Source organism: Sphingobium sp. YR768 (assembly GCF_900111125.1).
GTDB lineage: Bacteria > Pseudomonadota > Alphaproteobacteria > Sphingomonadales > Sphingomonadaceae > Sphingobium.
Window position 1 is genome coordinate 29,740 of record NZ_FOGE01000004.1, and the last position, 11,492, is coordinate 41,231.

An 11,492-nucleotide genomic window follows, 5' to 3' on the forward strand; every position below is an offset into this window, starting at 1 on the left:
ATGCGCACGCTGACCAACATCTGGCGCCTGGGCATCAAGGAACTGCGCAGCCTGCGCCGCGACACGATGATGGTCGGGCTCATCATCTTCGCCTTTTCGATCAACGTCGCCATGTCGAGCGGCAGCCAGCCCGAGACGCTGCACAATGCGCCGATCGCGATCATCGACGAGGACCGCTCTCCGCTGTCGAACCGTATCGTCGGCGCGCTCTACCCGCCGCATTTCATGGCCCCGGTCATGACCGATCTGGCCGACGCCGATGCCGGCATGGACGCAGGGCTTTACACCTTCGCCCTGACCATCCCGCCCGATTTTCAGTCCGATGTGCTCGCCGGGCGGCGACCGGCGATCCAGCTCAACATCGATGCGACGCGCATGGGGCAGGCGTTTACAGGCGGCGGCTATGTCCAGCAGATCATCCAGGGCGAGGTCGCCGAGTTCCTGGCCGGGACGCGCGGCAGCGGGCCGCAGCCGGTCGAGCTGGCGGTGCGTGCCCGCTTCAATCCCACGCTGACGGCGAGCTGGTCCGAGACGATCATGGAGATCATCAACAATATCACCATGCTTTCGATCGTGCTGACCGGCGCCGCGCTGATCCGCGAACGCGAGCACGGCACCGTCGAACATCTGCTGGTGATGCCGGTGACGCCTTTCGAGATCATGATGAGCAAGGTCTGGGCCATGGGGCTGGTCGTTCTGCTCGCCTGTTCCTTCTCGCTGGTCGTCATCGTGCGCGGCTTCCTCGCCGTGCCCATTCAGGGGTCCGTGCCGCTGTTCCTCGCAGGGGCGGGCCTGCATCTGTTCGCCACCACCTCGCTCGGTATCTTCATGGCGACGATCGCGCGCTCGATGCCGCAGTTCGGCCTGCTGCTGGTCCTGATCCTCCTACCGCTCCAGATGCTGTCGGGCGGGATGACGCCGCGCGAGGCAATGCCGGAGTTCGTGCAGACCATCATGCTGGTGGCGCCCACCACGCATTTCGTCGAGATGGCGCAGGCCATCCTGTTCCGGGGCGCGGGAATGGACGTGGTCTGGCCGCAGCTCGTGGCGCTCGCGATCCTGGGCGCTGCCTTTTTCGGTATTGCCCTCGCGCGGTTCCGCCGGACGATCAGCGCGATGGGCTGATGGGCCGCAGGCTGGCCAGCCTTGCAGGGATCGCCCCCAAAGTCTGATGACCGCCGCCAGGGACAAAGCGCAGGATTGGCTTTTTTGCCGTCAAACCGCTAGCAGAAGGTCCAGAACGTCTCTTAAGAGATTAAGGAAGGTGATTTGACCGGAACTCCAAGCATAGTGCGTGCAAGCCCGAGTGGTGGCCAAGAATGACAGAAACGACTGTAAAACGCCGGAGAGGCGCAGCGCTTGAAGAGGCGATCCTCGACGCTGCATGGAGCGAGCTGGAGGCGCGTGGGTATAGCGACTTCACCTTCCAGGCCGTGGCGGATCGCGCCGGCACAAGCCGCGCGGTTCTCTACCGGCGCTGGCCGACAAAGGCGAGCATCGCATCGGCGGCGATTGTCCGCCACATCAGGCTCAATCCCGTCATCGTGCCCGATCTCGGTAATTTCCGCGACGAGATGTGCCTGCTTCTGCGCCGCTTCTCCGATCGCGCGCCGCCCAAGCTGCTCGGCCTCATCTTCGAGATGAGCCAGGACATGGCGGCCGAAGGGACGAGCTTCATGGACGATCGCTTCCAGGACTTTCCGATGAAGGACGTGATGGAGCGCGCGATCGCGCGCGGCGACATCGAGAAGGACCGCCTGACCCCGCGCGTCGTCCGGCTGCCTTTCAGCCTCGTCATGCACGAGGTCGTCATTACCGTGAAACAGATTTCGGACGAGGCGATTGCGGAAATCCTCGACCAGACCTTCCTTCCGCTGGTCACGGGCGAGGGATTGCCGACGCGCAAATAAGGCGGATTTTCAGTCGTTTCCCTGAACATCCCAGAAGGGCCGGGAGAAAATTATAAGAGACAGTGCGATCCCTATTGACAGTGGACCCTCATATTTAGGATACGATGCGTATCTTGTAGTGGAGGTCAAACGTGTCGGTGGGTTTTGCTCGTCACAGCCGCTTCGGCGCGATGACACTCAAATATGGCGGACTGGTTGCTATCCTTGCCGCGACATCGGCATGCCAGAGCAGCCCGGCTGCGCAGTCCGGTTTCCTGTCGAGCTACGCGGGCTTGCCTGCGGCGGAAGCGAAGAGGAATGCGTCGGCCCATCACCGTGACGACGCGGCGTCTGACGCGGTGCAGATGGTCTTCATCCAGCCCGCCGTCATCGCCCCCGATATCGAGACCGAATTGTCGGCCGAGGAAAAGGCGATGGTGCTGCGCGAGGTCGATCGGCAGATCTGCTTCGAGGTCAGCGAACGCTTCGTGATCGCGGCCGAACCGGCACCTGGCGCCGGGACGATCCGCACCGCGATTGTCCGCCTGCAATCGAACAGCCGGGTTGGATCGGTTGCCGCCGCTGCTGTGGATTTCGTCAATCCGGTCCCGCTGGTCAATTTCCGTGTTCCCTCCTCGACCGGCGGCCTTGCCGTCGAATCCGAGCTTCTGGCGCCGGATGGCCGTCAGGTGGCGGCCGTGCTGTGGACGAAAAATGCCGGCATCGTCGGGCGGACCAAGCCATCGCTGTCGCGCGCCGGTGATGCCCTCCAGCTCGCCGAGCCGCTCGGCGACAGGGTGGCGGACGCCTTCGCCAGCGAGGACCGCCCGAAGCTCAAGATCGCCGACCCCGACCCCTGCGCGCGCTTCGGGTCGCGCCGCAACATCACCCGCGGGGTCGCCAACGGCGTCGTGGGCGGCGTGACCGGGCTTTATATGCCGCAGGTCGCGGGCACCAGCGTCTCGCAGGACGAGCCTGACGACGAAAAGTGACGCAGCCGTCTGCGGCGCGGTAAATTCAGAAAGGGACTAAATATACATGCGTACCATCGTCTTCGTTCCGGTCATCGCGGCCATGCTCTCGCTCGGGGCCTGCGCTTCCGACAGTTATGGCGACCGCGGCGCACGCCCCGGTTATGGCCATGTCGACCGGGACAGAGATGGCTATCGGGACCGGGACCGGGATCGGGATCGCAGTCGTTCCGATCGGCGGCGCGACGATGACCGGCGGGGCGCACGCGAGCGCCGCCAGCTCGGCGATCGCGACCGGATCTATCGCGATCGCGACGGGCGCTATTATTGCCAGCGCCGGGACGGTTCGCGCGGCGCCATCGTCGGTGCCCTGGCTGGCGGCATCCTCGGCAACATCATCGCGCCCGGCGATTCCAAGACGCTCGGCACGATCCTCGGCGCCGGTGGCGGCGCGCTCGCGGGACGCGCGATCGATCGAAAGAATGTCCGCTGTGAATAGCGCCATGCCGCTCGGCATTGGTGACGACCATGCCCTTCCCTTCATCTCGCTGCGAGCGCCTCGGGTCGCAAACAACCTCGAAAGTGGACTCGCAGTTCATCGGCACCGGGAAGCGACAGACGGCAATGCCGGGCTGCCCCCACACCCTTGCCCGGCGAGAGCCGTCGCCATGTCCGCCAGCCCGTGCCGATGACTGTGTGAGGGCGTGCTTCGGCACGTCCTCACACTTTTGATGTCCAGCCACCCCCTGCGTTCCAACGAACACCAGATATGAAAGCGAGTTCTACCATGATGCTGATTTCCAAGGGTCACTTCCGACGGTCCACCGCCTTGCTGATTGTCGCCGCGAGCGCGGCGGCGGCCGGCACCGCCCAGGCCCAGACGCCCGCGCAGACGCAGGCCCAGGCGCAATCGCAGAACCAGGATCATATCGTCCTTGGCGTCGGTGTCGCCGCCACGCCTGCCTATCAGGGGTCCGATGAAACGCGTATCATCCCCATTCCCGCCATCGACATTCGCGAAGGCTGGCTCTTCGCCAATCTGCGCAACGGCGTCGGCGTCATCCCGATCAGCACGGAGCATTTCGAGATCGGCGCCAGCGCCGTCTTCGTGCAGGGCTATCGCGGCAAGGATGTACCCGATGGCATCGACAGGCTGAGTGATGGGGTGGGCGCCCGTCTCTTCACCAACATCCGTGCCGGCGGCTTCGTCGCGACGCTCGGCGCGGTCAAGATCGTCTCGGGCGGAACCAAGGGCACGGTGGCGGACGCCAGCATCTCCTATCCGATCAATATCTCGTCGCGCTTCACGCTCACCCCCACGGTTGGCACGACCTGGGCCGACCGCAAATATAATGATCGCTATTTCGGCGTTACGCCGACTGAATCGCTCGCGTCGGGCTTGCCGGAGTTCGGCATGGGCGGCGGGTTCAAGGATGTGTCGGGCATGCTGACCGCCTCCTACCGGCTGACCGACCGGATCACACTGAGCGCCACGGGCGGCGTCACCTCGATGATCGGCGACGCTGCCGATAGCCCGCTCGTCGAGAAGAAAACCCAGCCCTCGGGCATCTTCACGCTGACCTATCGCCTGTAATGCGCGGGTCGCGGGGAATGACCGCCTTACGGCGCGCATCGGCCTGAGACGGGTGAAGATGAAACGCTCCGGTTCGCGGCCGCGAACGGCCTTGTCGCGCGCGCTTGCCTGGCAGGCGCCCGCGCTTGGCGCGGTATTCTGGCTCGGCGGCTGCGCAAACGCGCCGCCGATCCGACCGGCAGCGGCAGACCTGCCGGCGGCCTATGATGCCGCCGGCCCCGCCCTCCCGGCGGCCGCGCTCGATCGCTGGTGGCTGCTCTATGACGATCCGCAATTGCTGGCTCTCGTCGATCAGGCGCTGACACGCGGTTTCTCGGTGCGCGAGGCGTTCGCGCGGCTGACCGAGGCCCGCGCCACGCGCGCATCGGCGCTGTCGCGCTATGGCCTTCAGGGCAATGTCCAGGCGACCGGCGAGATCCGCCGGACCGATTATGTATCGGCGCCCGATCTTGCCATCCCGGGGCTTCCGGGGGGCGGCTCGCTCACCAACCTCTTCGCCCCCAATACGACGAAGACCGGCAATGTCTCGCTCCCGCTGAGCTGGGAGCTGGACCTGTTCGGGCGGCGCGGCGCGGCGCGCGATGTGGCCGAGGCCGACCTTGCCGCTGCCCGCTTCAACTATGAAGGTGTCCGCGCGATGCTCGCGGCCGATGTCGCGCGCGGCCTGTTCGAGGCGCGCGGGCTCGCCGCCCAGCTTGAGGATGCGTGCGCCAGCGAACGCATACAGGGGCAGCTCGCCGACATTGTGCGCGTGCGTGTGGACCGCGGCCTTGCCGCGACCTCCGATCTCGACCGGGTGGAAAGCGATCTTGCGCAGGCGCGGGCGCAGGCGGCGGACCTTGCCGGTGCGCTCGATGCGAGCCGGCGTGCCCTGCTGGTGCTGATCGGGACCGGGACGGCGCCGCTGCAAAGCCTCGCCATTACGCAGGCTGAGGTTCGCGTGCCCGATGTCCCCGGCACGCTTCCCGGCACGCTGCTGATCCGCAGGCCCGATATACGCGAGGCCGATGCCCGCCTTGCCGCGCAGACCGGCAATGTCCGGCTTGCCGAACTCGCCTTTTATCCGACCATCACGCCCCAGGCGACGCTCGGCTATAATGCGCAGACCGGCGGCATCGCCTCGACCACGGTCTTCGGCGCGATCGGCGGCAATATCCTGCTGCCGATCTTCGATCGCGGGCGCCTCAAGGCGGAACTTGGCGGCGCCAGCGCGCGGGCGGAGCAGGCGGTGCTGGCCTATGAACGCACCGTCCACACCGCCTATTCCGAAGTCGATCAGGCGCTGACGCGGCTTGCCGCCGATCGCGAGCGGGTAGCAGCCCTTGAGGCGGGGCTGGTGCGCGCGCAGCGCGCCTATGACGCAGGGCTCGAACGATACCGGCGCGGGCTGAACGACCTCTCCGAGACGCTGGATGCGGAGCGGAGTTTCCGCGCCGCGCGAACCGCCCTCACCAATGCGCGGGTCGATGCGCTGCAACGCTCGGTCCAGACCTTCCAGGCACTCGGCGGCGGTTGGACCGCGCCCGAGGCGCCCCAGCGATCCAGGGAATGACGATGAAGACCCACCTGTCCGCCGCGCTGCTGGCGATCGCCCTGACCGGCTGTTCGGGCGGGTCGACCGGCGATGAAAACGCCAAGGAAGCTGCCTCCCCCGCCCGAGCGGTCTCGGTGGCCGCGATCGAGATGCGTCCCCTGGGAGGCACGCTCGCCGCATCGGGTCTGCTCATCCCCTTCGAGGAAGCGGCGATCGGGTCGGAGCTGACGGGCTTTCGCATCTCCGCCGTCCTGGTCGATGAAGGCACGGTCGTTCGCGCCGGCCAGCCCCTGGCCCGCCTCGATCCTACCCTGCTTGAAGCGCGGATCGCACAGGCCCGCGCAGGGCTGGCCCAGGCGAAGGCTCAGGCCAGTCAGGCGGAGCAGGAAGCCGAGCGCGTGGCGGGTCTCGATGGCACCGGCGTTTTGTCCGACGAGCAGATCATGAGCCGCCGGACCCAGGCCGACAGCGCGAAAGCCGCCGCTGCTGCCGCGAACGCCCAGCTCAATGACCTTCTGACCCAGCGCGCCCAGATGGTGATCCGCGCGCCGTTCGCCGGCGTGGTGCTGGAGCGAACCGCGAGGCCCGGCGCGGTTGCCAGCGGAGGCGGCGATCCCCTGTTCCGGATCGCCCGCGACCGCCGCATCGAACTCGATGCCGAGATCCCCGAAGACGCACTGTCGGCGATCGGCCCCGGAACCGCCGTGCGGGTCAGTCTTCCTTCCGGCCTCCAGCTTGACGGCACCGTCCGTCTGGTGTCGCCGCGCGTCGATCCCCGCACCAAGCTCGGCCGCGCCCGGATCAGCCTGCCCGTCAATCCGCAGGTGCGCAGCGGCGGCTTTGCCCGCGCCGAATTCCAGCGCGTGCCGCGCATGGCCGCCGCCGTTTCGGAAAGCGCAATCCAGTTCGATGCCAGCGGCGCCACGATCATGGTGGTCGGCGCCGACAAGCGTGTGCGCGCACAGACGGTCCGCACCGGCGTCAGGGAAGCCGGGTGGGTCGAATTGATCGACGGCCCGCCGGCGGGCACCCGCGTCGCGCTGGGGGGCGGCGCCTTCCTGCTCGACGGTGATGTCGTCGAAGCGGTCAAGCCCGCCGCAGGACCCGCGCCTGCCTCACCCGTGAAGGGCTGACGCGCGATGCGCATATCCGCCTGGGCGATCCGCAACCCGATTCCGGTCAGTATCCTCTTCATTCTGCTGATGCTCGCCGGGGTCGGCGGCTATCTCACCTTGCCGGTCAAGCTGGTGCCGGACGTGTCCTTCCCCAGCGTCGAGGTGTCGGTGACGCTCAACGGCGCCGCGCCGAGTGAAGTGGAGACGCAGATCACGCGCGAGGTCGAGGCCGCGGTCTCCAATATTCCGGGCGTCGATCATGTTCAATCCACCGTCACCCTTGGCCGGTCGAGCACGATCGTCAATTTCGACATCGGCGAAGATCCGCAGCGCGCGAGCGATGAAGTGCGCGCGGCGATCGACCGTATCCGCGACGAACTGCCGCGCGAGGTGGAGGAGCCGGTGGTCTCGCGGCTTGAGTTCGAGAGCAAGCCGGTGGTCATCTATGCGGTGTCCTCGTCGCGCCTGTCCGATGTGGAACTGAGCTGGTTCGTCGACGATACGGTCGCCCGGCGCCTCGCGGCGCGAAAAGGTGTCGGCCAGGTCCAGCGCCTCGGCGGGGTCGACCGCGAGATCAACGTGACGCTCGATCCGGAGCGTCTTGAAGCCCGCGGCCTTACCGTGCCGGGGATCAACAATGCCCTGCGCAGCTTCAATGCCGATGTGCCGGGCGGCAGCACGGAGGTCGGCGGGCGCACGCAGACCGTGCGCGTGCTTGGCGCGGCCGATACGGTCGACAAGCTGCGCGATACGATCATCCCGACGGGCGACGGGCGCCAGATACGCCTTGGCGATATCGCCAGCGTCACCAGCGGCCCGGCGCAGCGCACGCATCTTGCCCAGCTCGAAAACCGCTCGGTCGTCGCCTTCCAGGTGATGAAGACCCGCGCCGCGTCCGACGTGGCGGTCGAGGACGAGATGACCGAGGCGATCGCGCAGCTCCAGGCCGAGCATGGCGATGTTCAGTTCCGCAAGCTCATATCGGGCGCGGACAATACGCGCGAAAGTTTCAACGCCACCGTCATGGTCCTGCTCGAAGGCATGCTGCTCGCCGCGCTGGTGGTGTTCGCCTTCCTGCGCGAGTGGCGCAGCACGGTCATTGCTGCGATCGCCATGCCGATCGCGCTGATCCCGACCTTTGCCGCGATGGCGGTGCTCGGGTTCAGCCTCAACATCATCACCCTGCTGGCGCTGACGCTGGTGATTGGCGTGCTGGTCGACGACGCGATCGTCGAGATCGAGAATATCGAGAAGCGTATCGAGGCCGGGGAAACACCCTATCAGGCTTCACTCATCGGCGCCGACGCGATCGGGCTCGCCGTCATATCGACGACCATGGCGATCGTCGTCGTGTTCGTGCCCGTCTCGCTGATGCCCGGCATGGCTGGCCGGTTTTTCCGCGAGTTCGGTCTGACGGTCGCGATCGCGGTGCTGTCGTCGCTGCTGGTCGCGCGGCTGCTCACGCCGCTCATGGCCGCCTACTTCCTCAAGCCCTCCGCCCACCCCAAGCCGCGCAAGCCCTTTAACGGCCCCTACCGCCGAACCGTCGAATGGGCGCTTGCTCATCGCTGGCGCTCTCTGGCCGGCGCGGGCCTGTTGTTCATCGCCTCGCTGTGGCTGGCAACGACCCTCCCGACCGGGTTCACGCCGGAGAGCAACGACGGCATCGTCGATATCCAGGTCGAGGGGCCGCCCGGCGTCACGCTGGAGGAGATGCGCCGGGCCACGACCCTGCTCACCGACAGGCTGCACGAACAGGCCGATGTCGATCTCGTCTTCAGCTCGATCGGCAGCGGCGGAAGCGTCGGCACGGGCACCGTCACCATCCTCCTCAAGAAAGACCGCGACCGGACCACGCAGGCGTTTCAGGCGGCGATCCGGCCTGTCCTCCTCACCATCCCCGATGTGCGCCTGAGCTATGGCGAAGGCGGCGGCAGCGGGTCCAACGTCCAGGTCATTCTTGCTGGCGAGAATGGCGATGCCCTCGCGAAAGCCGCGCTGGCGCTCGAACGCCAGATGCGCGGCGTGCCGGAAATGGCCAATGTCCACCAGCTCGCCCCGCGCCCTGCCGCCGAACTGGTCATCCGCCCGAAGCCCGATGAAGCGGCGCGGCTTGGCGTAACGTCCGAGGCGCTGGCCGGGATTATCCGCGTCGCCACCATGGGCGATATCGACGCCAATACCGCCCGGTTCAACGATGGCGAGCAGCGTCTTCCGATCCGGGTCAGGCTCCCTGACAGCGCGCGCGCCGATCTCGAGACCATCGGCAATCTGCGCGTGCCTCTGGCCAACGGAGAATCCGTGCCGCTTTCGGCCGTGGCGTCTCTCAGCTTCGAGCCGGGTGTAACCCGCATCGAGCGGTTCGACCGCGAGCGCCGGGTGACGGTTCAGGCCGAACTGAACGGCGTATCGATCGGGCAGGCACTGGCGAAGATCGACGCCTTGCCGATCATCCAGCAACTGCCCGATGGTGTGACCCGGCCCGCTTTCGGTCAGTCCGCCGATATGGCTGAACTGTTCGGCGGGTTCATAGGCGCAATGATCGCCGGCGTCGCGCTGATCTTCGCGGTGCTGGTGCTGCTGTTCCGCAGCTTCTTCAAGCCGATCACCATCCTTGTCGCCCTGCCGCTGTCCTTGATCGGGGCCTTTGCCGGTCTCGTCCTTGGCGGCGCCGCGCTTAACCTGCCGGCGCTGATCGGATTGCTGATGCTCATGGGGCTCGCCGCGAAAAACTCGATCCTGCTCGTTGAGCACGCGATCGAATCCGAACGTGCGGGCGTGAGCCAGCATGATGCATTGATCGAAGCTTGTCGCGAACGCGCGCGGCCTATCGTCATGACGACGTTCGCGATGGCCGCCGGCATGGTCCCGACCGTGTTGGGGCTTGGCGAAGGTTCCGAGTTCCGTGTGCCGATGGCGCTTGCGGTGATCGGCGGGCTGATCTCGTCGACGGCGCTGTCGCTGGTTCTGGTTCCCGTGGTCTATGAAATCATCGACGATCTCGAGATGCGTGTTCGACCACGATTGGCCCGCTTCATCACAGCGCCTGAAACGAAAAATACTGCCTCATGAGGCAGTATTTATTGGTGAGCACAGGTAGTCGGTCAAATTCCATGACAGTAGTACCCTTAAATGATTGAGTTGCGCCAGCTCCGCTATTTGATAGCAGCGTCCGAAGCTGGGAGCTTTAGTCGAGCCGCACGCAATCTCAATATAAAGCAGGCAACGCTCAGCAGGCATGTCCTCGATGTTGAGAAGCGGCTTGGCATAACCCTATTCGACCGCAAGACGCGCGGCGCGACGCTCACCAAGGATGGCGAGACCTATCTCCGCACCGCGCAGCGAATCGTGGGCGAGTGGGACGAATTAAACGCCTGGGTCCGCTCTACGCGCAATGGCGAGGCTGGCAGGTTGGCGGTGGGCTTTTACACGTCCTTTTCGGCAGGCAACCTGCGTGCCACCTTGAGCGAGTTTGGCGAACGCCATCCCAAGGTGAAGCTATGCGGGTTCGAGCGCGACCGCAAAATACTGCTGACGGGGATTGAAAACGGACTGCTCGACATCGCGATCATGATCGGCGAGGCGTCGTATCGGGGCCTGATGAGGCGCCCGTTCTGGAGCGAGCGCATCCTGGTGGCGATACCGGAAGCGCACGTGCTTGCGACGCGCGAACGCATCCACTGGCCCGACCTGACCGGCGAGCGGTTCTTGCTCACCGAGCAAGATCCAGGTCCCGAGACGCGCAACATGCTCTTGGGCAAGCTCGGGATGCCGGGCTACTCGCCGGAGATCGTCATGGATGACATCCGGCGGGATACCGTGCTGAGCGTCATCGCGCTCGGCGGGCACATTTCGGTCGTCGCGGAGTCGGCGCTCGGCATCCACGTCCCCGGCGTGGTCTTCCGCGAGGTCCACGACACCAACGGGCACACGCGGATCGGCTTCTCGGGCTACTGGCGCGAGGACAATAAAAATCCGGTGCTGCGCCGTTTTCTTGAGTTCGTCACCGCTCGCTATTCGATGCCGTCCGTGCCTGGGCCGCAACCACCGTTTCAGCAACCGGGAAAGGAGCCGTCATGATGCAAGGAAAAACACTCATAATCGTGCTGGTCACGCTCATTATAGGGTTCGGCGCCGGCTTCGTGCTGCGGCCGGTGATCGTGCCCGTCGAACGGACAGCGACCGTCGTCGGCCCGTCTGCCGCCTCCCCGACGCCGGCCGAGCCGCGCGGAACGCAATACTTCGCGGCACATATCGATGAAGCTCGGCAGGTCGTGCAGCAATGCGCGGAGGGTTCGGCGCGGGGCGACGAATGCACCAACGCCGAGCAGGCGGTGATCGAGGCGGAAGGCCGCGAGCGTTTCAAGAAGTTCATGGGCAACTGACAGC

Annotated in this window: 10 protein-coding genes; all 10 read left to right on the top strand. The window is 65.9% G+C overall.

Translation table 11 applies throughout. The features are described from left to right. Nucleotides 1-1,125 (top strand): ABC transporter permease, encoded by a 1,125-nt coding sequence (locus tag BMX92_RS07050; protein WP_093014100.1) that lies wholly within the window; start codon nt 1-3, stop codon nt 1,123-1,125. A 194-nt stretch (nt 1,126-1,319) separates the two neighbouring features. Further along, nucleotides 1,320-1,910, top strand: a complete 591-nt coding sequence (locus BMX92_RS07055; protein WP_093014103.1) for a TetR/AcrR family transcriptional regulator — start codon at nt 1,320-1,322, stop codon at nt 1,908-1,910. Between the two features lie 131 nt (nt 1,911-2,041). Beyond that, entirely contained in the window at nt 2,042-2,881 is an 840-nt protein-coding gene (locus tag BMX92_RS07060) for a DUF3313 family protein (RefSeq protein WP_143066735.1), read from the top strand. A 46-nt stretch (nt 2,882-2,927) separates the two neighbouring features. Then, the gene (locus BMX92_RS07065) at nt 2,928-3,359 is read left to right on the top strand and encodes a glycine zipper 2TM domain-containing protein (protein WP_093014110.1); all 432 of its coding nucleotides are present in this window, start codon (nt 2,928-2,930) and stop codon (nt 3,357-3,359) included. A gap of 288 nt (nt 3,360-3,647) precedes the next feature. Then, entirely contained in the window at nt 3,648-4,454 is an 807-nt protein-coding gene (locus BMX92_RS07070; protein WP_177184955.1) for a MipA/OmpV family protein, read from the top strand. A gap of 58 nt (nt 4,455-4,512) precedes the next feature. Continuing rightward, a complete protein-coding gene (locus BMX92_RS07075; RefSeq protein WP_093014116.1) occupies nt 4,513-6,006 on the top strand; it encodes an efflux transporter outer membrane subunit in 1,494 nt (497 codons plus the stop codon). 2 nt (nt 6,007-6,008) lie between these two features. Next, nucleotides 6,009-7,121, top strand: a complete 1,113-nt coding sequence (locus tag BMX92_RS07080; protein WP_218145741.1) for an efflux RND transporter periplasmic adaptor subunit — start codon at nt 6,009-6,011, stop codon at nt 7,119-7,121. A gap of 6 nt (nt 7,122-7,127) precedes the next feature. Further along, nucleotides 7,128-10,175, top strand: coding sequence for an efflux RND transporter permease subunit (locus BMX92_RS07085; protein ID WP_093014122.1), 3,048 nt, complete (start codon nt 7,128-7,130; stop codon nt 10,173-10,175). Nucleotides 10,176-10,235: 60 nt separating this feature from the next. Next, nucleotides 10,236-11,183 (top strand): LysR family transcriptional regulator, encoded by a 948-nt coding sequence (locus tag BMX92_RS07090; protein WP_093014125.1) that lies wholly within the window; start codon nt 10,236-10,238, stop codon nt 11,181-11,183. Continuing rightward, the gene (locus BMX92_RS07095; protein WP_093014128.1) at nt 11,180-11,488 is read left to right on the top strand and encodes a hypothetical protein; all 309 of its coding nucleotides are present in this window, start codon (nt 11,180-11,182) and stop codon (nt 11,486-11,488) included. Before BMX92_RS07090 ends, BMX92_RS07095 begins: the two co-directional genes overlap by 4 nt. Nucleotides 11,489-11,492: the final 4 nt, after the last annotated feature.

Bases quoted from the DNA above. Each gene is read 5' to 3' on its own strand.
- BMX92_RS07050 (WP_093014100.1), top strand. From the start codon at position 1: ATGCGCACGCTGACCAACATCTGGCGCCTGGGCATCAAGGAACTGCGC.
- BMX92_RS07055 (WP_093014103.1), top strand. From the start codon at position 1,320: ATGACAGAAACGACTGTAAAACGCCGGAGAGGCGCAGCGCTTGAAGAG.
- BMX92_RS07065 (WP_093014110.1), top strand. From the start codon at position 2,928: ATGCGTACCATCGTCTTCGTTCCGGTCATCGCGGCCATGCTCTCGCTC.
- BMX92_RS07070 (WP_177184955.1), top strand. From the start codon at position 3,648: ATGATGCTGATTTCCAAGGGTCACTTCCGACGGTCCACCGCCTTGCTG.
- BMX92_RS07075 (WP_093014116.1), top strand. From the start codon at position 4,513: ATGAAACGCTCCGGTTCGCGGCCGCGAACGGCCTTGTCGCGCGCGCTT.
- BMX92_RS07080 (WP_218145741.1), top strand. From the start codon at position 6,009: ATGAAGACCCACCTGTCCGCCGCGCTGCTGGCGATCGCCCTGACCGGC.
- BMX92_RS07085 (WP_093014122.1), top strand. From the start codon at position 7,128: ATGCGCATATCCGCCTGGGCGATCCGCAACCCGATTCCGGTCAGTATC.
- BMX92_RS07090 (WP_093014125.1), top strand. From the start codon at position 10,236: ATGATTGAGTTGCGCCAGCTCCGCTATTTGATAGCAGCGTCCGAAGCT.
- BMX92_RS07095 (WP_093014128.1), top strand. From the start codon at position 11,180: ATGATGCAAGGAAAAACACTCATAATCGTGCTGGTCACGCTCATTATA.